Genomic DNA, 24285 nt, shown 5'->3' with positions numbered 1-24285 from the left:
GCGATGGACAGGGCGCGCTGCGTATCGAGGGCGGTCGTGGTCTCGACCGAGAGCTTTCCCCCGATGTGGCCGGCGAAGATCTCCTCGTCGGACAGCAGCTCAACAGTGGGAGTGGTGGTTCGTTCGGGTGCGGCGGTCACGCGTACTCCTTCTGCGGCACTATCGGTGGGTGACACGGGTGAAACTGGAGTGGACACATCCTATTGGTGAGATTCGCAGTCTCAGCGGGGGACCAACATCCTCATCAATTGTCTCGGATGACTCTCCGCAGAGACCCTGCTGGGATGGACTGACGGGCCGAAGGCGGCAGGGATGAGAGACGCGGTGGCGCTACCGGTTTCGTGTGGATCCACCGTGGGAGACGGATTCTCTTTGCCTAAATGCTTGAGTCGCACTGCCAGGGTGCCTTGCATCCCCGGAAGTGCGACCCGCATGTTGATTTGCAGATCCTCAGAGCAGGCGTAGCAAGGTTGCGTTGGCTTGCCCGCCGCCTTCACACATGGTTTGCAGACCGAACTCGATGCCCTTGTCGCGCATGTGATGAACCATGGTGGTCATCAGGCGCGCTCCACTGCCTCCAAGGGGATGTCCGAGAGCGATGGCTCCGCCGTTCGGATTGAGCCGATTCGGGTCGGCGCCGACGTCCTTGAGCCAGGCCAACGCCACGGACGCGAACGCTTCGTTGACCTCGTAGGTCCCGATGTCGACAATGCTGAGTCCTCGACGGGCCAGAAGCTTCTCCGTGGCCGGGATCGGTCCGGTGAGCATCGGCATGGGAGGCGATCCGACGACCACGGCGGTGTCGACTGCTGCGATGGGGGTGAACCCGTGCTTGGCCGCGGTGGATGCTTCCATGATGAGCAGCGCTGCGGCCCCGTCGCTGATCTGTGAGGAGTTCGCCGCGGTGATCTTTCCGTCTTCGATGAACGCCGGCTTGAGCTTGGCGAGGGATTCGAGAGTTCCACCCCGACGTACTCCTTCGTCGGTGGTAACTTGCGTGCCGTCTACCATGATGGGTGCGATCTGACCGACAAAGCGGCCTTCCTCAATCGCTGCGCTCGCCTTGGCGTGGGAGCCGAGTGCGAACTCGTCCAGGTCCGTCCGGGTCAGTCCCCATTCGTCGGCGATCTGTTCTGCCCCGATTCCTTGGTTGGGGAACTCGGCTCCGAAGCGTTCGGCGTACAGGGTGCCCAGTGGGGAGTCGCCGGCCGCGGTCGACGATCCGATCGGGATGCGTGACATCGATTCAACGCCGCCTGCGACCACGATGTCGTAGTGGCCGGCGATCACGCTCGCAGCGGCGAAACTGACAGCCTGCTGGGAGGACCCACACTGACGATCGACGGTGGTTCCCGGTACGTGGATCGGCCACCCAGCTGAGAGTGCGGCGGTGCGGGCGATGTCGAAACTCTGCTCGCCGATCTGGGTGACGCATCCCCAGATCACGTCGTCCACGAGGCCTGGGTCGAGACCGGTGCGTTCGACGAGCGCGCGCAGGACGTATGCCGAAAGGTCTGCAGGATGGACGCTGCTCAGCCCGCCGTTTCTCTTTCCGACAGGGGAGCGGACGGCGTCTACGATGACGGCTTCACGTGTCATGGTCGTACTTCCAATCGAGGGGTTGAGTTCCGTGTCAGTGCCGGGCGGGGGGGCAGTGGCCGGCCGGTGACTGTGATCGGACGGTGTTCTCAGAACCAGGCGGGGGAGGTTTCGATGGTGGTGGTGTCGAGGCGGTTGAGGAGTTCGAACTGGTGGGTGGTGGCGGGAAGCTCGTATCGGAAGAAGTACCGCGCGGCCTGCCGCTTGCCGTCATAGAAATCGCCACCCTTGTCGACGACCCTGAGCAGCTGTTCGAGCCAGATCCACGCGATGACGATGTGACCGACGGCTTCGAGGTAGATCGACGAGTTCGCCAGGCCCTGGGATCGATCCTCCACACTGAGGAGACGGGTGGTGACCGAGCCGAGCGCGGTGACCACTAGATCGAGCTGCTCCGCGAATTCGGCGGTCTCCCCACCCCGCAGACGAGCGGAGTCGATGGTCGATCGGATGGTGCCGGACAACAGGTCGAGGCCGGCGCCGTTGCGCATTGTCATCTTTCGGCCGAGGAGGTCGAGTCCTTGGATCCCGTGGGTGCCTTCGTGAATCTGGTTGAGCCGGTTGTCGCGGTAGAACTGCTCGACGTCGTAGTCGCGGGTGTAGCCATAGCCTCCGTGCACTTGAATCGCGAGATCGTTCGCGCGCAGGCACCACTGTGAGGGCCAACTCTTTGCGATCGGAGTCAGCACGTCCAGGAGCAGACCGGTCCTGTCACGGTGCTCCAGGTCGTCGGTGGTCTCGTGGTCGTCGACCAGATGCGCACAGTATAGTCCCAGCGCCAAAGCGCCTTCGACATACGATTTTTGGGCTAGAAGCATGCGTTTGACGTCGGCGTGCTCAACAATCGGAACCGGCTTCGATTCGGGATCCCGGTCAGCGGCGCCCCGGCCTTGCGTGCGGGTGAGGGCGTACTGCACCGCCTGGCGATAGCCTGCGTAGCCGAGGGCGGTGGCCAGGAACCCGACGCCGATGCGGGCTTCGTTCATCATGTGGAACATGTACGAAAGCCCCTTGTGCGGCTCACCGACGAGGTAGCCCACCGCACCTGCCTCGCCACCCGGGCGATGGGCGCCTTCTCCGAAGTTGAGAAGCGCGTTCGTCGTCCCGCGGTTGCCCATTTTGTGGTTCAAACCGACCAGCGAGACGTCGTTGCGCTCGCTCGGTTTTCCCGCATCATCGAGCACGAACTTGGGAACGATGAACAAGGAGATGCCCTTGACTCCGGGTGGGCTGCCCGGGATCTTGGCCAACACCAGGTGAATGATGTTCTCACTAATTTCGTGGTCGCCGCCCGAGATCCACATTTTGGTTCCGGTCAGCCTGTAGGTGTCGTCCGCTTGGGGTACTGCTCTGGTGGTGATGTCGGCAAGCGAGGAACCGGCCTGGGGCTCGGACAGGCACATGGTGCCGAAGAATCGGCCTTCGAGCATCGGTCGGACGTAGGCGTCGATCTGTTCGCGGGTGGCGTGGGCGACGAGCAGATTGGCGTTGGCCACGGTGAGGAACGGATATCCGGTGGTGGCGGCGTTCGACGCTTGGAACCACGCCATCGATGCGCGCATGACCGTGGTCGGGAGCTGCATTCCACCGAGGTCCTCGTCGAACGATCCTGCGAACAGTCCGGCTTTGGCGAAGATGTCGAGCGCGTTCTTGATGTCGGGATGGGTGATGACCTTCCCGTCCGGCCCGACTGTCGGCTCGGACGCATCCGACGCTCTGTTGTGCGGTGCGAAGTGCTTCGACGCGATGTCGGAGCTCAGGTCGAGGACGGCGTCGAACGTTTCTCGTGAATGTTCGCCGAAGCGAGTGCGGGTGGTCATGGCTTCCACATCGAGCCACTCGTAGAGCAGGAACTCGAGGTCGCGGCGTGAGAGCGGGGGCGTCGTCATCAGGGGGTCCTTCAGTCAGATCGATGCGCCGCCGTCGACCGGCAGGACGGTTCCGGTGATGTAGCCGGCTTCGTCGGATGCCAGGAAGGCAACGGCATTGGCCATCTCGGCGGGGTCGGCGAAGCGTGCGATCGGTCCGGTGACCTCCGGGATCTTCTCCTCCGGGATCGAGGCGGTCATTCGGGTGGCGGCGTTCGGCGAGATGGCGTTGACGGTGATGCCGAAAGCCGCGAGTTCCTTGGCGGATGTCTTCGTCAGGCCGATGATGCCGGCTTTGGCGGTGGCGTAGTTGGCCTGTCCCCGGTTTCCGCGGAGGCCGGAGTAGGAGGTGACGTTGATGATGCGGCCGAAGGTCTGCGCGCGCATGTGGGGAACCACGGCGCGGGTGAACCTGAAGGATCCGCCGGCGTGTACGTCGAGGACGCGTGCCCAATCGTCGTCGTCGAGTTTCCACACCATGCGGTCGCGCAGGATGCCTGCGTTGTTGATCATGATGTCGACTCGACCGGTCTGCTCGATGGCGTCGCCCACCACCCGGTTGACGTCGTCGGTGTTGCTGACGTCGGCCTGAGCGGCGATGGCTCCAATCTGTCCTGCTGCAGTAGACAGTTCGTCGCCGTCGAAGTCGACCATGACGACCTTCGCGCCTGATCCGTGGAAGTGTTTGGCGACCTCGAGGCCGATGCCGCGCGCCGCGCCTGTCACGATGACAGTCCGCCCGGTGAAGTCGTAAGTGATGTTGCCCATGGTCCTTTGGTGTTCTGGTCGAGGGGGCCCGCTGCAGGCTGAGTGCTCAGCCTGCAACGGATGAGGAATCGGTGTGGCTCAGCTGGGAGTGACGACGGATGCTCGCTCGAGGACCGTCTCGAAGATCCGTGCGGTGGCGGCGTCGACCATGACTCCGTCGATCGCGACGGCGCCCTCGCCGGCGGCTTCAGCTTCCCGCATCGCTGTGACGACCTTGGTTGCCTGTGCGATCTCCTCTTCCGAGGGTGAGAAGACGCGGTTGGCCAGTGTGACCTGGTTCGGGTGGATCGCCCATTTGCCGACCGCGCCGAGTTCTGCCGACCAGTTCGCCTGCTCGAGGTAGGCGTCGTCGTTCTTGAAATCACCGAATGGTCCGTCGATGGCGTCGATTCCGTTGCTGCGCGCCGCCACGATGACTTTCGTGCGTGCCGAGTGCCAGATGTCGCCGGGATATCCGGTGGTCGTGCCGATGTGGGCAGACCGCATACCGTGGCTGGCGGCGAGGTCGCCGACGCCCAGGATCAGGGCTTCGAGTCGTGGGCTCGACGCGGCGATCGCATCGACGGCCGCGAGTGCCTCGACCTCCTCGATCAGCACCTCCAGGCCGATGGCACCGACTTTGAGGCCGTGCTTGTACTCGAGTTGGGTGAGCAGTGTCTCGACGAACCACACATCGCGGGGGGCCTTGACCTTCGGGAGGATGAGGACGTCGAGGTGTGCGCCCGCCGTTCCGACGACTTCGGTGATGTCGTCGAGGCACCAGGTGGTGTGTACGCCGTTGACGCGGACAGCGCGGGTCTTGTCGCCCCAGTCGAGGTCGCGTAGAGCCGCTGCCGCCTGCTTGCGGGCAACGTCCTTGGCGTTGGGTGCGACGGCGTCCTCGAGGTCGAGGAAGACGAGGTCGGCGTCGCTGCCGGCTGCCTTTGCCATCATCTTCTCGCTGGTTGCTGGCGTGGACAGTTCGGAGCGTCGCCGGCGGATCGGCCGCTTGTCGGTCATGGAGATTCCTAACGTGAGTGAGTGGTGATGGTGTGTCAGTGGTGCCAGTGGCTGCGTCGTTTGATCAGGACCTTGCGTCGGCATTCGAAGACGATGCGGCCCTCGGCCGTTGCGCCCCAATGCGCGAACTCGACGATGCCGGCGTCCTCGCGGTCGGCGGATTCTGCCGCAAGAACCTCGGTGTAGGCGTAGATCGTGTCGCCGTGGAAGACGCCCGCCCTGAACCGGATGGCGGCGAGTCCGATCTCGGCGAGTGCGTTCTCTGCAGTGTCTTGGCTTGCGAGACCGAGGGTCAGTGATCCGGTGATCAGTCCGAACACCAACCGACTCTTGCCCCACTGTGAGTCGGACATCGCGTCCTCGTTCCAGTGTTCCTGGGCGGTGTTCATCACGAGCTTGGTGATGAGCTGATTCTCGACTTCGTCGATCGTGGCGCCGCGGAAGTGCTTCCAGCGTTGGCCGACTTCGAAGGACTCGAACCAGGAGGAGTCTTCGGTCGCGTAGGACTGGGGCGCTGTTGATGAGCTGTCAGGGCCGGCACCCGATGCCGCGGACGTGAGGTCGAGGGGGGAGGTGGTCATCGCTGTTCTGCTCCTGCCAGGAGGTTCTTTCGAGTGAAGTGCAGGACCGCCTGGCCGTGCTGATCGTAGGCTGTGGTCTTCCATGTAACGATTCCGTAGCCGGGTCGGCTCGCAGATGGTCGCGTGTCTGTCACAACCGAGACGGCTCGGACGGTGTCCCCGGCGTACATCGGGCGCTCGAACACGCAGTCCTCGATGCCGAGGAACGGGCCGCCGGATTCGCTGAGATCTTCGACGGACAGGCCGACGACAGTGCACAGAACGAGGAACGGGTTGAGTACCGTGTCCTTATGGCCGAGCGCCTTGGCGTACTCGCTGTTGAGGTACAGCGGCGACCAATGTGCGAGCGCTGTACTGAACAGCGTGTTGTCGGCGCTGGTGAGGGTGCGACCCCAGTGATGGTTGAAGACAGCGTTCTTGTCGAATTTCTCGAAGTACGCGCCTCTGGTGCGCACCGGAAATTGCGACAGGTCGGGTGATGTTGTGTCGTTGCTCATGGTGAACTCCTGATGCCTGGCGGTACGTCTGCGTTCCGAATGTGCTTGTGCTGGTGACGAAGTGTCAGACGGACGGGTTGTTGGTGACATTCCTCAGGTCGACCTCGTCAGTTCGCGGCAGTCGCGTGACGGCAACGCCGGCCACAACGCAGAACACGGCGAGCAAGGCTACAACCGAGCCGAGTCCGAGGCCGTTCGCAATCAGGATCGAGGCTGCAAGCGGACCGAGGCCACCGCCGACGAGTGAGGCGATCTGATAGCACATCGACACGCCGGTGTAGCGGACCTCGGTCGGGAACAGTTCGGAGTAGAGAGCTCCGATGGGCGCGAGACAGAGCGAGTGAAAGGTGAAGACCAGCATGTACACGAGGATGACTCCAGCCCCGCTACCGCTGGTGAACACAGTCCATAACACGGCGAGGTTCGCCGTCGCGAGGGTGACTCCGATTCCGAGGATCCGCCGCCGGCCGAACTTGTCGGCGAGGACGCCGCCGATCGGAATGCTGATCAAGGCGGCGACCATGCCCAGGATCGATGCGTTCAGCAGGAAGTCACGTTCGAGCCCGAGTTCGCTCACGCCGTAGGACATGAAGAAGGTGCCCATGCACGAGTGGATCATGAACGGGCCGGTGAACACCGCGGCCGCGAGCAGCACACTCCGGCCGTGACGTGCGAAGAGCGCCTTGATGGGCAGAACGTCGTGCGCGGGCTTGTTCGCGCGAGCCTCGATCATCACCGGACTCTCGGTGATTCGGAGCCGCATGTAGATGGCGAGAACGAACAGCACCACGGTGGCCAGGAACGGAAGCCGCCAACCCCAGGTGAGGAAGGAGTCCCCGGATAGCCTGTCGACGACAGCGAACGCGATGAAACCGAGAAGGAGCCCGGCCGCCGAGCCCATGGCGGTCGCGCTTCCCATGAAAGAGCGATGCTTGGTTGACGAATGCTCGGTGGTCATCACCACCGCCCCACCCCACTCGCCGCCGACCGAGACGCCCTGGACGATCCGCAGTGCAACCAGCAGCAGGGGAGCCGCCATCCCGATCTGCTCGTAGGTCGGCAACGCACCAATCAAAACGGTGGCCAGGCCCATCAGCAGCACAGTCGTGATCAGGGTGGTCTTTCTGCCGATTCTGTCGCCGAAGTGGCCGAACACAGCGGCGCCGAGAGGGCGAGCGAAGTATCCGGCCGCGAGAGTGGCGAACGACAGGACCACACCGACCGAAGCCTGCGCGGGACTGAAGAAGAGCGGGGCGAACACCAGCGCCGAGGCTGTCGCATAGATGCTGAAGTCATAGAACTCGATAGCCGCTCCGATGAAGCTGGAGAACCACACACGCTTGGGCTGCGCGATGGGCTGGTTGGATTGGCTGGTGACGTTGAGACTGGTCTCGGACATTGCGTCCCTTCAAGGTGGTCATCTGCGATTCGAAGCTCGCTACACCAGGTGTGGTCGGGGTGTCGGTTCGAAAGGATTGGTGCGGCGGGTCATGGTGCGGTCGGTGTGTGGTGGGGTCCGGGCGTCGGTCCGAATGGTTCTACAGCACCAGCCGAATGACCGACTCGGCCACGCAGGCAGGTCTGGTGGACCCGACGGCGAAGATGGATAGCTCGACGATCGCGTCCACTGCTTCCACGCGCTCGACCACGTCGATCAGTCGTCCTTCGCCGTGCAGGACAGATCCGGAGGGAACGGTGCTGGGAAATCTGACGCGGTTGAGGCCATAGTTGATCGAGGCGCTCACGCCGTCGACCTGGAGGAGTTCCAGAAGGAAGGGGCCGGCGAGAGAGAGGGTAAGAAAGCCGTGGGCGATTGTCGTGCCGAAGGGTCCCTCTGCTGCTCGTTCGGGGTCGACGTGGATCCACTGTTCGTCTTCGGTGACGGCCGCGAAGTCGTTGATGCGGGTCTGGGACACCGTCACCGGTCGGGTCCGGCCAAGGTCGATGCCCTTGGACTCCTTCAGATGATCGACTGACGAGAAGATCGTCATCTGTGTCTCCGTTCTGTCTGGGACGCGCCGCCGATCGCGATGGGGCGCGAATGCATGGATGGTGTGTGGGGGGCGACGGGAGTGACGGTGAAATGACTCCCGCCGCCCGCCTTTTCGTCGCAGTTCGACTGTCGCTGTGGCACCGACGTTGTAGTACCGGGCGAGTCGAACCCATGCCCCTCGCGTCGGTAGACGAGGTGCATACGCTGTCACGGCGTGCGACGAAGCTCAGGAGATCAGCGACACCCCCGCGGCCTGTACGGCCTGGATCAGCTGCTCGGACGAGCCCGACTTCCTAACGAAGGAGTGAGCACCGGCGCGGATCGCGTGAGCGGCGTCATCTTGACGGACCCCCAGGGCGATGACTTGCGTGGGTGACTGGGTTCGGAGTTGGCGAATGAGACCGCAGCTGGACTCCAGGTCCGCAACCAGCAGGTCAACCAGTGCCAGGTCGAATGACTGCGTATCCGCCGCGGAGAGGGCCGCGGCGACGCTTCCCGCCTCGACGATATCGGCACTGAGGCAGGTGGCCTCCATCAGCTGTCTCATGGCGGATCTGACCCTCCTGTCCGCGTCGACGATGAGGACTGCCAGACCTGATCCGCGTCGGTGATCGGTCTGTGTCACTGGTGTCATCGGAACCCCTGTCTCGTCCTCCTTTGTCATACAAGCAGATGTGACTGCAGTCACGGAGAGTCCTGGGACCTGATTACCGCGCGTCAAATGTCTCGAATCCTGTGCCCGGATTCGTGCTGACCTAGTCGGCATCGGTTGCCGTCGGTACGGTGACACCCGCGAGCTCTAGTTCTCGCGTTCTCTGCCGCCGACGATCGTCGGCCGCGCTCGTATCCCAACTGAAGGTGAGTCCTTGCCATGACGCGTTCTCTTCGCCCTCGTCGATCCGTCCTTGCGGTGCCGGGCAGCAGTCCGAAGATGCTGACGAAGGCGCAAGGCCTGGCTGTCGACGAGGCATTTCTCGATCTCGAGGATGCTGTGGCGCCGACGGCCAAAGTGGAGGCGCGGTCAAACATTCTGGCGGCAATCCACGATGGGGATTGGTCGGGCAAGACGTTGGCAGTGCGGGTTAACGATGCCGAAACGCCGTGGGCGTTCGACGATGTTGTCGAGATCGTGCGCGGTGCCGGCGACCGTATCGACTGCATCATGCTGCCTAAGGTCGAGAAGCTCGCGCACATCCATTGGCTGGATGTGCTTCTCACTCAGCTTGAACGGCACCTCGGCCTGCCGGAGGGAAAGATCGGTGTGGAGGTTCAGATCGAGGGACCCGCCGGCTTGAGCATCGTCGACGACATCGCTGCGGCATCGGAGCGAGTGGAGACGCTCATCTTCGGCCCGGGCGACTTCATGGCGGCGATGCAGATCCCCACCCTGGTAATCGGAGACAATAGCTATGCCGGTCACAACCCGATCGACCCGGTGTTCATGTCTCTCGCTGTTGCCGCCCGTAAACATGGTCTGCAGGTGATCGACGGCCCGTATGCGGTTATCAACGACACCGACGGATTCCGGCGTGCCGCCGACCATGCCGCCGCATTCGGGTTCGACGGCAAATGGGTCCTGCACCCTGCCCAGGTCGAGTTGGCCAACGAGGTATTCACACCGGCTCAGCAGGCGTACGACAAGGCCGAGAAGATCATCGAAGCGTACGACTTCCACCGCTCGTCCGACGGTGGTGCTCGCGGCGCCGCGATGCTGGACGGAGAGATGATCGACGAGGCGAGCCGCAAACTCGCTCTCGTCACCGCTGAAAAGGGGCGCCGGGCAGGTTTGGTCCGGACCATGGAAACGGTGTAGTCCGTTACATCCAAGCCTCAGCTCGCACCCCGGCCCGGCATGTGCCGGGCCGGGAGCGACTGCGTGGATCGCAGGAGCCGGCGCAGGAGCGACTCGGCCGGGAAGAAGGAGAGCAGTGATGCCCAGGGTGCTCGATGGGACAGTTGCGTTGGTGACCGGCGCGTCGAGTGGGATTGGATGCGCGACCGCCACCCGCCTGGCGGCCGACGGCGCCGCCGTCGTGATCACCGGACGGCGCCGCGTGCGGCTCGACTCCTTGGCCGCAGAGTTACGAGGACAGGGCGCAGCGGTGACCACCCGCGTCGTCGACATTTCGACGGTAGAGGGCGCGGCGGAAGCAGTCGCGGCGGCAGTTGCCGAGTACGGCCGGCTCGACATCCTGGTCAACGCCGCCGGTGTGATGCTCAACGGGCCGACCGCCGATGCCACGATCAGCGAGTGGGACCGCATGGTCGACGTCAATCTGAAGGCGCTCATGTACGTCACCAAGGACGCTGTGCCACACCTACTTACGTCAGCGGAATCGAGCACCCGACGGGTTGCCGATGTAGTCAATATCAGCTCGATCGCGGGCCGAGTCGCCGCCGCGCACGTCGCGATCTACAACGCCACCAAATTCGGCGTGACGGCCGCAACCGAGGCCTGGCGCCAAGAGTACGCCCGTGACCACCTCCGGTTCTCCGTGATCGAACCGGGCGGGGTCGACACCGAACTCTTCGGCCATCAGAGCGAAAACACCCGCCGACACTATGAAGAGATGTTCGCGAATGTCGAGAAGCTGCACGCCGAAGACATCGCTAATGCCGTGAGCTACATCGTCGGCAGCCCACGGCGGGTAGCGGTGAACGAGGTGGTCATTCGGCCAACCACTCAGCGCTGACCCCCGGGAACAATGCCACGCACAACATCGGTGACGGTCGGCGGAGGTTGCCTGAGTCGCGAGGTCGTGGCGAATTCGAAGACCGAGCATCGCAACGAGTCACCCGTTGGCGCCACTGCGACCCGAAAGCTCGATACAGACGCGACAGTTGTCTCTTTGCTCAACGTGCGTGACGAGGTTCACTAATGGAGAGGCTGATCGCGAAGGGCTGCATCCTTCGCCCTCGACCGCAACGGAAAACAGATTGCGGTAACGAGGAACTCAGCGACCATCGCGTGACAGGACTGCTTCCGGCCGGCGCGAGCGGACAGTCTTCGAGAATGGGGATGACATTGTTAAACCAGGACCTGACCACGGGCATCGACTACGACCTCGAGGCCCTGCGGAACAAGTACGACCAGGAGCGCGATCGCCGTGTCAGTCGCCGCAGCACTGGCAAAGGTCAGTACGTCGGCACGGGCGGCAAGTTCGAGGCGTACAGCAAGGACCCGTGGGCGGAACGTGCCGATCGCCCACCGGTGCAGGAACACACGAGCGTCATCGTCGCCGGTGGCGGCTTCGGCGGCCTTCTGGTCGGTGCCCGCCTGAACGAAGCAGGGTTCGATGACGTTCGGGTCATCGAGATCGGCGGAGACTTCGGAGGAACCTGGTACTGGAATCGCTACCCCGGTGCCATGTGCGACATCGAGGCGCACATCTACCTCCCACTCCTCGAGGAACTCGACTACGCACCGAAGCACCGGTACTCGTACGAGCCGGAGATGTTCGAACACAGCCAGCGAATCGGCAAGGCGTACGGCCTCTACGACAAGGCTCTGTTCCAAACTGCCATCACGAACGCCGAATGGCGGGAGGACGAGCAGCGTTGGCGCATCGAGACCGACCGGGACGACGTGCTCACTGCCGATTACTTCATCCTCGCCTGCGGCCGCCAGAGCCTTCCGAAGCTTCCGAATCTGCCGGGCATCGACATCTTCACACCGCACACCTTCCACTCCAGCCGCTGGGACTACGACTACACCGGGGGTGACTTCTCGGGGAACATGACCAACCTGACGGACAAACGGGTCGGCATCATCGGTACGGGTGCCACTGCGGTACAGATCGTTCCGGAGGTCGCCCAGTGGGCGAAGGAACTCGTCGTCTTCCAGCGGACGCCGTCGTCCGTCGGCGTCCGCGGAAACCGCGAGACACCCCGTGACTACGTCGACATGTCCAAGCCGGGATGGCAGCGCGAGCGCCGCAACAACTTCCAAGCGCACATTCTCGGTCTCCGCCCGGACACGGACCTTGTTGGCGACGGTTGGACCGAGGTGCTCGACACCCTGATCCCGGAGACACCCGAGGACATCGAACGACGTCTCGGCCGCATCCCGTCGAGGGACGAGCGGCTGTTGCTGGCCGAGCTCAACGACAACGCCGTGATGAACACGCTCCGCGCTCGGATCGAGGAGATGATCGACGATCCGGACACGGCAGAGGCTCTCAAGCCGTGGTACCGCTGGTGGTGCAAGCGGCCCTGCTTCCACGACGACTACCTGGCCGCCTTCAACCGCGACAACGTCACGCTCGTCGACACTCAGGGGCAAGGCGTCGAGGGGTTCACCGAGAACGCCGTCGTCGTCGGCGGCGAAGAACACCAGGTAGACTGCCTGATCTTCGCCACAGGCTTCGAATCCGGAATCGAGTACACCCATCTCACCGGATTCGAAATCACGGGACGAGCGGGAACTCCACTGTCGCAGCACTGGTCCGAAGGCGTGCGAACGCTGCACGGCATGTCGACCGACGGGTTTCCCAACATGTTCATCGTCGGCGGAAACGTGCAGACAGTGAACGCAGTGAATGCAGTCCAGTTGCTCGACGAGCAGGCACAGCACATTGCCTACATCCTGGACACGGCCCAGAAGCGCAACCTTGTCGCCGTCGAACCCACCACAACCAGCGTCGACGAGTACGTCAACCTCATCCACTCGTCGGAGAAGAACAAGGAAAACCTCGAGTTCTACATCAAGTGCACCCCCGGCTACTACAACGCGGAGGGAACCGCGAAACGCAGCGAGGACACCTTCTTCGGTGGCAGGTACGGAGACGGCGCCCTCGCCTTCTACGACATGCTCGATCACTGGCGCAAGGCACAGACACTGGACGGCTTCGCCCTGACGCCCAGCCCCGATGGCAATTCCGCAGAGCAGTGAGGCTGCATAGCCACACTCCGGTCGAATTTCCTCGGCCAAGTGCCGCTGCAGACTGTCAGACCGGCGCCGACACCCGACAGCTACGATTTCCGCCCAGACAAGAGCATTATCCCGAAGGAGCACGTCGATGCCGCACATGACTGCCGCACGCCTCCATACCGAATGTAACGAGCTGCGACTCGAGTCCGTGGACGTCCCGGTCCCGTCGGCCGACGAGGTTCGGGTGAAGGTAAAGTTCGCCGGGGTATGTCTCACCGACATCCACTTCATTCGCGGGGAGACAGCGGCAGGGATGCCCCCACAGGTCACGTTGGGTCACGAGGTATCCGGGGTCATCGACGCCGTCGGATCGAACGTGGGCGGCTGGAGGATCGGCGACCGAGTCGTCGTCCACCCCGTCGAGGATCGGGGCACGACCACCCGCGTCCTAGGTGCGCACTACGACGGAGGCTGGGCGGAGTATCTCGTCGCTCCGAAGGGCGCTCTTGTCGCGATCGATGACAACGTCCCTTACGAAATCGCCGCCATCATCCCGGACGCTGTCGCGACCCCGTGGGCGGCGATCACCGACACCGCGGACGTCAGGCCTGTCGAAGCTGTCGCAGTCTGGGGCCTAGGAGGATTGGGCTACCACGCCGTCAAACTGCTACGTCTGATCGGTGCTGCGCCGATCGTGGCGATCGACCCGATCGATTCCGCACGGGAACGAGCCCGCACCGCCGGCGCAGACCTGGCCCTGGACCCAGAATCCGACGACGTAGCCGCGGAGATCGACCGAATCACCAACGGAAACGGTCTCGACGTCGCGTTCGACTTCTACGGTAGCGGTGCGATTCACCAGGCGGCATTCGACGTTCTCGGACGGAATGGGCGACTCGTGCTCATCGGGGTGGCGGACGGGCCACTCCACGTGAACACCAGCCCTCTCCTGATTCGAGGCGCGAAGCAAATCCTCGGACACTACGGAGCCGAGCGACGGCACATCGAGGAGCTGATCCGGCTGGTCCGTACCGGACGACTGGACCTGTCCGATTCGGTCAGCGCCGTCTACCCACTCGACAGGGCGCATGACGCACTCGACGCATTAGCCACGAAGACCGGCCACCCGATCCGGATCCTGCTCCAACCCTGACCGCAGCCGGTCTCCGTCTGCTGACAGGTGGCGGGGGTTGCGAATGGATCGCAAGTGCGTTGCAGAACAGGTTGGGATGGATCCCCACGGCCACTGTCGGCGCACGTGCCGCACCATTTGAGAGAATGATCCAGAAATGAGGGGGTAGGAAACGTTGCGCGCGTCCTACCCCCTCAACTCATCCGTGGACGCCAAATGAGTTACGCGGCTTCGGCCATACCGATCAGCTGGCGGCCATCTGCGCATCGCTATGCCTTCGCCATAGCGATCTGAGAAGTCCCGCACGGGGTCAGAGTCGAACTGGAAGTCCAGCACACACCATCCGGCGCCCGACCTCAATACGGGACCGCGTTCACGCTGGCGCGTTCGCGTGGGCTGCGCGTGCCTGTCGGCCTCCGTCCCGCCGGAGCCGGTGCACTACTTCTTGTTCACCGCCATCTTTAGATCGTGACGCAGGTACGCCCCGCCCGGGCGGAACCCGCGCCGACGATGCCGGCGGGGATAGGCAGGCAGAAGCTGTCGCAGGCGGCATCCGGGCTCGAGCGGAATCTGAGCGACGGGTGTGCGGCGACGGGTTGAGCGCAGCGTGCCGGAATGCTCGGATTTTGGCGGTCTGGCTCAGAATTTTCCGTTCGCAACCTCCGGCAGGGCGGCCCTCTCACGTTCGGCCGGGGCTGCTCGCCCGGATCAGCAGTTCACAGCCCTGGCAGTCAACTGCTATGGGGACCCGGGGCCACCCTCACTGCTGGCTTCACAACCGACCTATCACATAGGACATCAAGAGAATCCCTCCCCTCCCGTCCCGCACCAAGGAGCTGAAACGAGGCATCTGCCGATGGCTCGATCCATTCGCCGGTGAGTATCTTGGCAACTACTATCTGGAAAATGGGAGACGGAGAGTCAGCAGCGACAGTGACCAGCACCGTGAGCGGATCGAGGCGGCCCCGGAGAACGCAGGAGGACCGCTCGTCCCTCTCGACTCAGAGGCTCCTTCAGGCCACCGCTGATTTGATCACTGAACGTGGCTATGAAGGCACGACCCTGGTTGAAATCGGAAAGCGAGCCGGGTACAGCCATGGCCTCGTCACTCGACGGTTCGGCACCAAGGCCAACCTTCTACAGTCACTCATCACGACGTTGTCACAGCGTTTCGGACACGTACAGATTTCTGACACCCTTGGCGACTCGGTGGGCATCGACGCGGTGGATACGATCCTTGTCTCCATTCGAGCCCATGCTGAGAACTCGCCGCAATCTCTGCGAGGCTTCTACGCCTTGTTGTTTGAGTCGCTCAATCCCTCGGTCGGACTGCAGGAGTTCGTCGCCGGCCTCCACCGGGACTTCCTGTCAGACATGGAGAGCGTCATCGCCAGAGGGGCGGGCGTTGGCCGACTCGCCGCAGGCGTCGACCCCCGTGATCTGGCAGAACTGATGGTGAACCTTCTCCGAGGTCTCGCATACCGATGGATGCTCGACGCCGACGAAGTCGACATGGCCGCGGGTCTCGACAGCATTCACCGTGCCCTGAACAGACTCGCCGCACCACACGAGTCCTCCAGCTGATACGCGCAGCAGTCCGGTATGGGTACGTGAGGCCACCTGGCAGGGCCCACGACACTACTGGCCTCGTCGCCGAAGCCCTCTGTGAACCATCGAGCTGGAAGTAACGATCACCGCGGCGACCGTCGAGAACCCACCCACCTCGAATGCGGATCCCTGACGCACGTCAAAAGCTTGGTCTCCCAATCTACCTGTAGACTGACTGCCTGCTGCATTATGGCTTCCCGGGTTCTGCGCGGGTGTACACCAGGTCATCCGGCCAGCGACTTCCCTGCCCAAACCGGGACATTGCTGCCCATCCCTGAACAGGTTGCGAGCTCACCCAATCCATCCGCACCACGCGCTCGACGAGCTGCCAAATGCCTTCGAGGCGTTCGACGCGGTCGAGATAGCGTCCCGCGAGGTCGGTCTGACGGAGATCCTCGTCGATGCGCTCGACGGTGATGGCACGAAAGTAGGTCTCGCAGAGCGCGACGTCTCCCGCCAGCTCGATCACGGATTGTCCCAGAAGGTGGTTTGTCGCGACATTGTTGAGCGATTGACGACTTGGCCTCGCAGCAAACTCAGCTCCCGATGCGATGAAAGCGCCGTAGTCATTGGTGGACTCCTTTGCGTAGCAGTCGAGGATGCCCTGCACATGCACCCTGTCCAGACTACGAGCGAGCCGCGCTAGAAGTTCTCGGATCTGTTCCCGATCCAATAGTTCGCGCAGTTGCTCATTCATCGCGCCACCCCCGGCTGCGGCGTGCGGCGGGAACTCGCCGGCGCAATAGTCAGTAGACACAACCTGTCGACTTTTCCTGACACGAACACTCCTGCTGATTGCCCAATGATGTCGAGGCTGAAGCTGCGCCTCCTCCTCGTGTCCGGACTGGCAGACGGGAAGGACGGAGGAGATTGCCATTTCGGACGGGAGGCAATTACGAACGCCATGCGGGCGTACTGCCAGATGCCTGCTGGTTGAACTGGATCATGTTTCCGTCGGCGTCGTAGAACAGAAACGACTTGCCGTTGCCGGCCCACGGCCACACATAATCGGTCTGCATTTCGTAGCCTGCTGCCTTTACCCGGTCGAACCACTCCTGCGCATCATCCACGAGGAACGCCACCTCGTGAATGCCAGTGTGCCCGTACCTCAGGTTCTCCCGGGGCGTGGCGATGATCGCAGGAATGATCGGCTCTTGCAGCTCAATCAGCGCATTGCCGACCGACTTCAAGAGTGCAAAGTGTGACTTCGCGCCCTTTACGCCGAAAATGTCATCGAGCGCGCTTGCCTCGATTCGTGCATCATCACTGGTCGCCGGCGTCGGGATAACGCCGCGCGCGACAACCTTAAAGTCGAGCACGTCTACCCACAGCTTCAGTGCGGTATCCAGGTTGCTGACAAAGAGCGCGACATGATGAAACTTCATGTAACCCTTAACTTTCGTAGATTCCACGAACCCGTGGGGACTGGACTCAGCCTAACTCGGCAGTTTGTGGTTGACAAGATACTCTTCTGCTACATAGCTTGGTGCGTGTTCTCATCATTCACTGGTGAAATGCTGTACCCGCGCCATTTGACGAGGGCATTAACTAACTCCTCCAGTCGTTTTCGACGGTGGTGTCGGGTCGAACGCAGCGGAACTTCGCGGGTTGCCGAGGAGTTAAGTTGGGGCTATAGCTCGCCTGCCCTGTTTTGAAGGTGGCCGATAGGAACGTGCGGCCCCTCGCGTATGAAGAGCCGTGCTTCCGGTAGCACCCATACTTCCACTACGAGCATGACCGATGCCGAGCACAGTATTTCGTTCGAACACGCTCATGGGCTCCGACGTCACAACGCGCAAGGGACAGCCCTTCGGTTCTGGATAACGCCACACACATCGCAGGGAGATTCATGGATAACAAACGCATCCTCAGCGGCAGAGTTGCACTAGTCACGGGCGGGACCCGCGGGATCGGCAAGGGAATATCAGTGGAACTCGCCCGTGCTGGTGCCACGGTATACGTAACAGGCAGGACGACGCGCTCCGGCGGGTCATGGCCCGGCTCTCTCGACGAGACAGTGGGCGAGATTGAAGCGGCTGGTGGTCGCGGGATCGGGGTTGCCTGCGACCACGGGGACGATCTTCAGGTACAGGAGCTGTTCGAGCGGATCAACGGCGAGTCGGGATCACTCGATGTTCTAGTGAACAACGCCTACGCTCCCGCAATCGCCTCGGGACGCTCACAGGAGGCGGAAGGTGCGAAATTCTGGGAACTACCGATCGACGCATGGGATCGTCCCATAAATGTAGGGCTACGTTCGCACTACGTGTCAATCGTGATGGCGATTCCCCTTCTATTGCAGTCGAAGGGCCTGATCGTGAACATCTCATCCGCTGGCGCCTATGCCTACTTCAACTCGGTGGCCTACGGCGTGGGGAAGGCGGGTATCGATCGCATGACGAGAGACATGGCGCTGGAGCTTGACGACCGCGGCATTTCAATCGTGTCGATCTGGCCGGGCCTGGTCGGTACGGAGCGGGTGTCGACGAACTTTTCACCCTCCTTCGCTTCAGCGCTGATCCACAACACACGCGTCGTCGCGAGCAGACGCGCTGGCGCTGCGCCACCCGATGCAATCTCTGGCGAGGCGGCCACGGAGGCTGACCTGCATGCGATCACCGAAACCCCTCTGTATGTCGGCAAAGCAGCCGTTGCGTTGGCGGCGGATCCTGATGTGATGACGAAGACGGGACGAGTTTTCAGCGTCGTCGGGCTCGCCCACGAGTACGAGTTCACCGATGTTGACGGACGTCGCCCGGACGCTTTCGGATTTCTCGTGAATCCGGATGCGTGGCCGCCGTTGGCGAAACCCTGAAGGTCGTCCGCGGTGCGTCGAGTGGGCTGGTTCGACCGACCACATTAGACGATGGAATCCCGTGGTTCGTGTACTTCGGATAAGTGTGTATTGATCAACGAGGTGTGCTGAATGCCAGCTGATTTCGAGCACCCTTCCCGCCTTCTGGGTGAGTATCTGGCGGCGTGTTCCGGGGCCGCGATCATCGCGCCAGGTTCGTCCATGCTGACGTCGGCGACGGTCGCCAACCGAAGGAGCGTCGCTTGGTTCGGGAAGAGCTTCACGACATCGGTCCGCCGCTTGATCTCCTTGTTGAGCCACTCTCGGACTATTCGACCAGATCTTCTGCTAGTGCGCCCGCGAAACGCGGTAATGCGGGCACGTTGTGCTTCGCCGCCTCCAACATCGCCGCCATCTTTGCAAGAGAGGAGGTGGGGTGTCGACAACCTGATCCCCCTGCGCGGCAACCTCGACTGGCTCGGTGAGCGGCGAAACCGTCTTCACCCCCCATCACCGGGTGTACTGATCGATCCACCGTCGTCACCGCCCTGTAGGGGTCAAGAATTCCTCACCAGGCTGGACAAGCAGATTCCCGACGGCTCGACGTGCACCCAGTCTGCGACGACTACGCCACCCCCGAACCATCCCAATTGCGAAATGACCTGCTGCTCAGCCTCATTTCCACATGCACTTCGCCCTCACGTACTCGTGCTGGCAGTGTCAGGTCGAGCGATGGTTCGCGATCCCGACCGAGGAGAAGCTCCGCCGGGGTCGGTTCCCGGGAGATACGGCGCGGCTCTCGACATCGGCTTTGGACGTGATCGAGATCGAGAGCCGCGGAGGCCGAGCCTCGGGGTGCATCCGGCCGTGAGTGGACTGCCACCAGCGACGGGGGCCGCGGACTAACCGGCTCCGCTGATCGCGGGGCGACGTGGTCACGCGAGGCGGGTCATCCCGTCGACCGCGAGGATGTGCCCTGTGATGTAGGAGGCCTGTGGTGAGACAAGGAATGCCACTGTGCCGGCGACGTCTTCGGGTTCACCGAGCCTGTTCAGTGCACTGTCGGTGGCCTTGTCGGCATAACCGGTTGCCGTCGAGTTTGCCCGGACTCTGCCCGTCATGATGTAGCCCGGGGACACCGCGTTGACGCGGATGTTCAGGCGACCGAGGTCTTCGGCGAGGTATCGAGTGTAGTGCGCGAGAGCGGCCTTCGACAGAGCGTAACCGGCGTAGGAGCCGCCGGGCAGGACGCCCTGCGCTGACAGCGACGTGGTGTTCACGATCGAGGGGCTCGGCGAATGGCTCAGGGCCGGCACTGCTGCCTGGCACAGGTAGATCGCTGACATGAGGTTCACGTCCAGTGCCCTCCGGATGTCCGTGGGACTGGTGACGCTCGCCTGGCTACCTTCGAATGGTGTGATGGCGCCGCCTGCAACATTGACCAGCACGTCGAGTCCGCCCCATGCGGACACGACCTCGTCGATCACCGTCGAGGCACTCGCCTCCAGGGTCAGGTCTGCTTCGATTCCTATCGTTCGGGACCCTAGGGCAGCGATAGCCTCGGTGGTCGGGTCGTCTGCTTCACCGGGTATGTCGCGTCCGGAGTGTAGATCGACGTCGACGACCGCGACGTCGGCGCCCTGCTCGGCGAGGGTGATCGCGGTAGCGCGGCCGATGCCCCTGCCGGCGCCGGTAACGACGGCGCGCAGACCCGAAAGTGGTGTGCTCATTCTGTCTCCTTTGGCAACGGTGGTGTCTCTGACCGCTCGGTCAGCCTCGCTTTTCACGCGGCAGGATGCGGTCACTGATGATCTTCTGCTGTATCTGACTGGTGCCTTCGAAGATGGTGGTCAGGCGGGCGTCGCGCCAGTAGCGCTCGATAGCCAGGTCGCGGGTGTACCCGTTTCCTCCGTGCAGTTGGAGAGCCTGGCCGGTGACCTCGACGGCCATCTCTGTCGCCAGCAGTTTCGTCATTGCGGCTTCCTGCTCGCAGGCGACCCCACAGTCCATGAGGTGTGCGACGTGCTGGTAGAAAGCTCGGGCCTGGCTGACTTTCGCTGCCATTTCCGCGATGGTGAAGCGCAGCGCCTGGAACTGGCCGAGCGGAGATCCGAACTGTACCCGTGACTGAAGATAGTCGACGGAATCCTCCAGTGCCGCGCGCGCGAGACCGACTGCACGAGCGGCAGTTTGGACGCGTGCGATGTTGAGGCCGTCTTCCACGGCCTTGAATCCCATGCCCTGCGCGCCGGCGAACCCGAAGGGTTCGACCATGGAGTTCTCGCTCGCCACGACGCCGGTGAAGGTCAGATCCCAGCTGATGATTCCGTGGTAGCCGATCTTGTCGATGGGTTCACCGGTGACCCCGACTGGAAAGCTATTACGTTCCTTGTCGAGGACGAAGGTTCGGATCGGTCCGGGCTGTCCCGACGACTCCACGACTCGGCACATGACCAGGATGAAGTCGCCTTCGAAGGCATTGCCGCACCACCGCTTACGGCCATCGATGATGTAGCGGTTACCCTCGCGGCGGGCGGTCGTCTGGACCGATCCGAGGTCCGATCCGGACTCCGGTTCCGAGAATGCTGCGGCCCCGATCCAGCGGCCGGCCGCGCTGCGCCGGGTGAGCTCTGTCCGGCGGCCAGGATCTTTGAACCGAGTCCCCAGCCCTTGGCCGCGGGCGATGATCGATGCGACGCTCATCCAGGACCGGGACAGTTCCTCGGAGATCATGGCGTACTCGAAGACTCCCAACCCGAGGCCCCCGTACTCGGTCGGGATGGTGATCCCGAAGTATCCGCGGTCCGCGAGCTGGTCTATCAGCTCGGGAGGAATCGCTTGCTCGGTGCGATCGACACGATTGGCGGTCGGCAGAACCTGAGAGTAGCTGAAATCCCGTGCCGTTGCGAGGATGTCCTCGCGTTCTCGTGTAGTCCACGGCGGCCGCAACTTCGGCGGTTGCGCCGGAAGCGTGATGTCGTGAATCGTGCGGTTTCGGTTGTCGAGCAAGGAATGACACTCCGTATCGGCGAGGGAACAGTAGTGTTCGGTCAGGCCGTCGGGCGTGGACCGAGATGTTCGGCGATGAAGGACGTCACGTAGTCCAGGGCCCGTCGTGACTCGGGGATGCGGGAGGCGAAGAACGAGAAGATGTGGATCATCTCGGGCCAGACATCGAGATCGACCAATGAGCCGGCGTCTCGTAGTTTTCGTGCCAGCCGCAGGGAATCGTCCAGGAGGCACTCGGAGGTCCCGACCTGAATCAGTATCGGCGGCAGCGAGTGCAGGTCTGCGTAGAGGGGAGACGCGAGCGGGTCGGCAAGATTTCCGTCTTCGCCGAGGTATCGCACCCCGTAGGCGTGGCTGCCCTCCGGGGTGACGATGGGATCGGCGTGCGCCTTCTCGTGCACCGAGGCACCCGTGTGGGCGAGATCGGTCAACGGTGAGATGCACACGGCTGCAGCCGGAAGCTCGGCGCCCGCATCTCGGAGCGCGACGAGCGTTGAAACGGTGAGACCACCACCAGCGGAGTCTCCCGCGAAGGCGATCTGTGCGGGAGCGAATCCCTTGGAGAGGAGCCAACGGTAGGCGGCGACCGAATCATCGACGGCGGCCGGGAATCGGTGCTCGGGGGCCAGTCGATAGTCCACCGACAACACTGCTGCCCCGGTGCCGTGAGATATCCGGGCGCACATGTCACGGTAGGCGGGAATGGAGCCGATACTGTACCCACCGCCGTGGAGGTACATCACGACGCGGGAACGGTCGCATCCTTGCGTGTATGTCCATTCGACCGGTACGTTCCCGGCGCGGTCGGCAACAAATTCGGTGGGCGGCGGGTCGTAGAAGGAAGCGGCGAAGCGTTCGAAGTTCGCCCTGAGCTCAGGGACGGTCGTGGTGTCCGCCGCAAATGGTGCACTGCGCAGGCTGTCGACGAGTTCGGTGAACTCGGTGCTGTGCTTTCCGTTGGTTGTCATCGGCGGGTCTCCTGGAGTTCGCGCTGTTCGACCTCGTGCCGGATCGCCTCGGCGTGCTCGTCCAGGAGCGGGGCGCGTGTCGCGACCGTCGAGGGTGTTCGGCTGAACTTAATTGGTTGTCCGGCGATGATCGCCTTCTGGGAGGAGCCGGGGTTATCGATCTCGACCAGCATGTCGCGGGCCCAAGCATGCGGATCGTCGAAGATGTCACGGATGTCGTTGACTGGCCCGTAGGGAACCTTCCCGCCGAGCTTCTCGCTCATCTCCGCGCGCGTAAGATCACCTGCCCAGGCGTCGAGGATTGTCCGGATCTCGCCGCGATGCTCGACTCGGCAGGTCTCGTTGCGGAACCGGGGATCGTCGATCAGTTCGGGGCGCTGCATGATCCGACAGAGCGCCTCCCACCTCAGTTGGGTTGTCGCGGCGATGGCTATCCAGCCATCCTTGGTCTCGAGCACATCAAACGGGGTAAGGATCGGGTGGGTGTTACCGATGGGCTTGGGGACTGCACCGGTGTACGAGTGCTGATAGACGATTCGCTCGCACAGCGAAAGCATCGCGTCGAACATCGCCACGTCGATCTGCTGGCCCCGGCCGGTTCGTGCCGTCTCGTGCAACGCGGCCAGGATCCCGACGGCGAGCATCGTTCCGGGGAAGATGTCGCCGACACCGGGACCGATCTTGACGGGCTTGCCGTCCTCGGTTCCGGTGATGCTCAACGCGCCCGCCATCGCCTGGACGGTGATGTCCATCGCGGGCCAGTCGATGTACGGACTTTTGCCCGCCCATGCGGCACCGAATCCGCTGAGGGAGGCGTACACCAGTCGTGGGTTCGCCTCCCTCAGAGAGTCGTACGCGATGTTCAGGCGATCGACTACGCCGGGGCCGAAGTTCTCGACGAGCACATCGGCCGTTCGAACCAGCTCGATCAGTTCGGCATGTCCGCTGGGGGACTTGAGGTCGAGCACGATGCTGCGCTTGCCGCGGTTGACGCTTTGGAAGTAGCCGCCGAGCGGTCGCTGCTGCCCGGCATCCTGGAGCGGGTAGGGCCCTACCCGGCGTGTGACCTCACCGCCGGGTGGTTCGACCTTGATCACGTCGGCGCCGAGGTCGGCGAGGATCATCGTGCAGTAGGGCCCGGCAAGAGCCGCGGTGAGGTCGACGACGCGTACGCCGTTAAGTGGACCGGTCATGGTGCTCCTTCAAATCCTCTCTGTGGCAGCAGTAGTCACAGTGGGCGTACTTCGCGCAGGGCGTGTTCGACGTAGTGCCGACTGTGTCCGAGCTGCGTTCGGTCGATTCGCCTCACTGCTCGCGCAGGACGGACCGGCCAGCGTTGTGCACGCGATTCGCATCACCACAGTCAACCGCGATGGTGCGGATCACTGAAGCGTCCTGGGACTCCTGTTGTGGGAGACAAATGACGTACCGGCGTCGAGGGGCGCAGGCTGATCGGGCGTGCACCGCCCAGACACAGCGTCCGAAACCCCACATCGGTGCACTGCCGGGCCCGGTACGGCGTATACGGACGCGAGGATCCGCTTGGGCACGGATCAAGTGCGAGAGCACCTGGCCCCGTTACTGGGAGTCGACGGCCCG

Annotated in this window: 22 protein-coding genes and 2 pseudogenes; 7 read left to right on the top strand and 17 right to left on the bottom strand. The window is 63.0% G+C overall.

What is annotated here, in order from left to right:
- From AZG88_RS51835 to AZG88_RS52700, 10 genes and pseudogenes are all read right to left on the bottom strand, one after another.
- Positions 1 to 140: pseudogene (locus AZG88_RS51835) on the bottom strand (NAD-dependent malic enzyme); the annotation flags it as partial.
- 310 nt (positions 141 to 450) lie between these two features.
- A complete protein-coding gene (locus tag AZG88_RS20005; RefSeq protein ID WP_061698694.1) occupies positions 451 to 1599 on the bottom strand; it encodes a thiolase family protein in 1149 nt (382 codons plus the stop codon).
- A gap of 89 nt (positions 1600 to 1688) precedes the next feature.
- Positions 1689 to 3488 (bottom strand): acyl-CoA dehydrogenase, encoded by a 1800-nt coding sequence (locus tag AZG88_RS20000; protein WP_061698693.1) that lies wholly within the window; start codon positions 3486 to 3488, stop codon positions 1689 to 1691.
- 15 nt (positions 3489 to 3503) lie between these two features.
- Positions 3504 to 4235: an SDR family oxidoreductase gene (locus AZG88_RS19995; protein ID WP_061698692.1), complete on the bottom strand. Its 732-nt coding sequence runs from the start codon at positions 4233 to 4235 to the stop codon at positions 3504 to 3506.
- 78 nt (positions 4236 to 4313) lie between these two features.
- Complete coding sequence (locus AZG88_RS19990; protein ID WP_061698691.1) at positions 4314 to 5234, bottom strand: HpcH/HpaI aldolase/citrate lyase family protein; 921 nt, start codon at positions 5232 to 5234, stop codon at positions 4314 to 4316.
- Between the two features lie 35 nt (positions 5235 to 5269).
- A complete protein-coding gene (locus AZG88_RS19985) occupies positions 5270 to 5815 on the bottom strand; it encodes a MaoC family dehydratase (RefSeq protein WP_061698690.1) in 546 nt (181 codons plus the stop codon).
- A complete protein-coding gene (locus AZG88_RS19980) occupies positions 5812 to 6312 on the bottom strand; it encodes a MaoC family dehydratase (protein WP_061698689.1) in 501 nt (166 codons plus the stop codon). The genes AZG88_RS19985 and AZG88_RS19980 overlap by 4 nt, the downstream gene beginning before the upstream one ends.
- Positions 6313 to 6376: 64 nt before the next feature.
- Positions 6377 to 7711, bottom strand: a complete 1335-nt coding sequence (locus AZG88_RS19975; RefSeq protein WP_061698688.1) for an MFS transporter — start codon at positions 7709 to 7711, stop codon at positions 6377 to 6379.
- A gap of 139 nt (positions 7712 to 7850) precedes the next feature.
- Positions 7851 to 8303, bottom strand: a complete 453-nt coding sequence (locus tag AZG88_RS19970; protein ID WP_061698687.1) for a MaoC family dehydratase — start codon at positions 8301 to 8303, stop codon at positions 7851 to 7853.
- A 228-nt stretch (positions 8304 to 8531) separates the two neighbouring features.
- Positions 8532 to 8939, bottom strand: a complete 408-nt coding sequence (locus AZG88_RS52700) for a response regulator (protein ID WP_269455049.1) — start codon at positions 8937 to 8939, stop codon at positions 8532 to 8534.
- Positions 8940 to 9176: 237 nt separating this feature from the next.
- On the opposite strand from AZG88_RS52700, the gene AZG88_RS19960 reads away from it, so the two are divergent.
- The 6 genes from AZG88_RS19960 (at position 9177) to AZG88_RS19940 (ending at position 15891) form a co-directional block, all read left to right on the top strand.
- On the top strand, positions 9177 to 10118 hold the full coding sequence (locus tag AZG88_RS19960) for an HpcH/HpaI aldolase/citrate lyase family protein (protein ID WP_061698685.1): 942 nt from the start codon (positions 9177 to 9179) through the stop codon (positions 10116 to 10118).
- Between the two features lie 151 nt (positions 10119 to 10269).
- Entirely contained in the window at positions 10270 to 10998 is a 729-nt protein-coding gene (locus tag AZG88_RS19955; RefSeq protein ID WP_231914102.1) for an SDR family NAD(P)-dependent oxidoreductase, read from the top strand.
- Between the two features lie 326 nt (positions 10999 to 11324).
- A complete protein-coding gene (locus AZG88_RS19950; RefSeq protein ID WP_156517551.1) occupies positions 11325 to 13196 on the top strand; it encodes a flavin-containing monooxygenase in 1872 nt (623 codons plus the stop codon).
- Positions 13197 to 13323: 127 nt separating this feature from the next.
- A complete protein-coding gene (locus tag AZG88_RS19945) occupies positions 13324 to 14328 on the top strand; it encodes a zinc-binding dehydrogenase (protein WP_061698682.1) in 1005 nt (334 codons plus the stop codon).
- Between the two features lie 447 nt (positions 14329 to 14775).
- Positions 14776 to 14907: a hypothetical protein gene (locus tag AZG88_RS55050; protein WP_269455047.1), complete on the top strand. Its 132-nt coding sequence runs from the start codon at positions 14776 to 14778 to the stop codon at positions 14905 to 14907.
- 333 nt (positions 14908 to 15240) lie between these two features.
- Entirely contained in the window at positions 15241 to 15891 is a 651-nt protein-coding gene (locus tag AZG88_RS19940; protein ID WP_061698681.1) for a TetR/AcrR family transcriptional regulator, read from the top strand.
- 211 nt (positions 15892 to 16102) lie between these two features.
- On the opposite strand, the gene AZG88_RS19935 is transcribed toward AZG88_RS19940, so the two are convergent.
- Positions 16103 to 16612: a nuclear transport factor 2 family protein gene (locus AZG88_RS19935; RefSeq protein WP_197487877.1), complete on the bottom strand. Its 510-nt coding sequence runs from the start codon at positions 16610 to 16612 to the stop codon at positions 16103 to 16105.
- A gap of 196 nt (positions 16613 to 16808) precedes the next feature.
- A complete protein-coding gene (locus AZG88_RS19930; protein ID WP_061698679.1) occupies positions 16809 to 17300 on the bottom strand; it encodes a VOC family protein in 492 nt (163 codons plus the stop codon).
- 464 nt (positions 17301 to 17764) lie between these two features.
- Between AZG88_RS19930 and AZG88_RS19925 the strand changes: the two genes are divergently transcribed.
- On the top strand, positions 17765 to 18730 hold the full coding sequence (locus AZG88_RS19925) for an SDR family NAD(P)-dependent oxidoreductase (protein WP_061698678.1): 966 nt from the start codon (positions 17765 to 17767) through the stop codon (positions 18728 to 18730).
- Positions 18731 to 18951: 221 nt separating this feature from the next.
- Here AZG88_RS19925 and AZG88_RS51830 read toward each other — a convergent pair.
- The 5 genes and pseudogenes from AZG88_RS51830 to AZG88_RS19900 form a co-directional block, all read right to left on the bottom strand.
- Positions 18952 to 19057: pseudogene (locus AZG88_RS51830) on the bottom strand (transposase); the annotation flags it as partial.
- Positions 19058 to 19644: 587 nt separating this feature from the next.
- Positions 19645 to 20439 carry an SDR family NAD(P)-dependent oxidoreductase gene (locus AZG88_RS19915; protein WP_061698676.1) on the bottom strand — a complete coding sequence of 265 codons (795 nt, stop codon included), beginning with the start codon at positions 20437 to 20439 and terminating at the stop codon, positions 19645 to 19647.
- Between the two features lie 40 nt (positions 20440 to 20479).
- Complete coding sequence (locus tag AZG88_RS19910; protein WP_061698675.1) at positions 20480 to 21718, bottom strand: acyl-CoA dehydrogenase family protein; 1239 nt, start codon at positions 21716 to 21718, stop codon at positions 20480 to 20482.
- A gap of 41 nt (positions 21719 to 21759) precedes the next feature.
- The gene (locus AZG88_RS19905) at positions 21760 to 22686 is read right to left on the bottom strand and encodes an alpha/beta hydrolase (protein WP_061698674.1); all 927 of its coding nucleotides are present in this window, start codon (positions 22684 to 22686) and stop codon (positions 21760 to 21762) included.
- A complete protein-coding gene (locus AZG88_RS19900) occupies positions 22683 to 23879 on the bottom strand; it encodes a CaiB/BaiF CoA transferase family protein (protein ID WP_061698673.1) in 1197 nt (398 codons plus the stop codon). Before AZG88_RS19900 ends, AZG88_RS19905 begins: the two co-directional genes overlap by 4 nt.
- Between the last annotated feature and the right edge of the window lie 406 nt (positions 23880 to 24285).

The sequence above is a fragment of the Rhodococcus sp. LB1 genome (assembly GCF_001583455.1).
In the GTDB taxonomy this organism is placed as follows: domain Bacteria; phylum Actinomycetota; class Actinomycetes; order Mycobacteriales; family Mycobacteriaceae; genus Rhodococcus_F; species Rhodococcus_F opacus.
The sequence above is the reverse complement of the archived record's forward strand: the minus strand, read 5'-3'. Positions and strand labels throughout refer to the sequence as shown.

What these genes read in the sequence shown, in the direction of transcription:
- AZG88_RS20005 (WP_061698694.1), bottom strand. Translation starts at nt 1,599, where the DNA reads ATGACACGTGAAGCCGTCATCGTAGACGCCGTCCGCTCCCCTGTCGGA.
- AZG88_RS20000 (WP_061698693.1), bottom strand. Translation starts at nt 3,488, where the DNA reads ATGACGACGCCCCCGCTCTCACGCCGCGACCTCGAGTTCCTGCTCTAC.
- AZG88_RS19995 (WP_061698692.1), bottom strand. Translation starts at nt 4,235, where the DNA reads ATGGGCAACATCACTTACGACTTCACCGGGCGGACTGTCATCGTGACA.
- AZG88_RS19990 (WP_061698691.1), bottom strand. Translation starts at nt 5,234, where the DNA reads ATGACCGACAAGCGGCCGATCCGCCGGCGACGCTCCGAACTGTCCACG.
- AZG88_RS19985 (WP_061698690.1), bottom strand. Translation starts at nt 5,815, where the DNA reads ATGACCACCTCCCCCCTCGACCTCACGTCCGCGGCATCGGGTGCCGGC.
- AZG88_RS19980 (WP_061698689.1), bottom strand. Translation starts at nt 6,312, where the DNA reads ATGAGCAACGACACAACATCACCCGACCTGTCGCAATTTCCGGTGCGC.
- AZG88_RS19975 (WP_061698688.1), bottom strand. Translation starts at nt 7,711, where the DNA reads ATGTCCGAGACCAGTCTCAACGTCACCAGCCAATCCAACCAGCCCATC.
- AZG88_RS19970 (WP_061698687.1), bottom strand. Translation starts at nt 8,303, where the DNA reads ATGACGATCTTCTCGTCAGTCGATCATCTGAAGGAGTCCAAGGGCATC.
- AZG88_RS52700 (WP_269455049.1), bottom strand. Translation starts at nt 8,939, where the DNA reads ATGACACCAGTGACACAGACCGATCACCGACGCGGATCAGGTCTGGCA.
- AZG88_RS19960 (WP_061698685.1), top strand. Translation starts at nt 9,177, where the DNA reads ATGACGCGTTCTCTTCGCCCTCGTCGATCCGTCCTTGCGGTGCCGGGC.
- AZG88_RS19950 (WP_156517551.1), top strand. Translation starts at nt 11,325, where the DNA reads ATGACATTGTTAAACCAGGACCTGACCACGGGCATCGACTACGACCTC.
- AZG88_RS19945 (WP_061698682.1), top strand. Translation starts at nt 13,324, where the DNA reads ATGCCGCACATGACTGCCGCACGCCTCCATACCGAATGTAACGAGCTG.
- AZG88_RS19935 (WP_197487877.1), bottom strand. Translation starts at nt 16,612, where the DNA reads ATGAATGAGCAACTGCGCGAACTATTGGATCGGGAACAGATCCGAGAA.
- AZG88_RS19930 (WP_061698679.1), bottom strand. Translation starts at nt 17,300, where the DNA reads ATGAAGTTTCATCATGTCGCGCTCTTTGTCAGCAACCTGGATACCGCA.
- AZG88_RS19925 (WP_061698678.1), top strand. Translation starts at nt 17,765, where the DNA reads ATGGATAACAAACGCATCCTCAGCGGCAGAGTTGCACTAGTCACGGGC.
- AZG88_RS19915 (WP_061698676.1), bottom strand. Translation starts at nt 20,439, where the DNA reads ATGAGCACACCACTTTCGGGTCTGCGCGCCGTCGTTACCGGCGCCGGC.
- AZG88_RS19905 (WP_061698674.1), bottom strand. Translation starts at nt 22,686, where the DNA reads ATGACAACCAACGGAAAGCACAGCACCGAGTTCACCGAACTCGTCGAC.
- AZG88_RS19900 (WP_061698673.1), bottom strand. Translation starts at nt 23,879, where the DNA reads ATGACCGGTCCACTTAACGGCGTACGCGTCGTCGACCTCACCGCGGCT.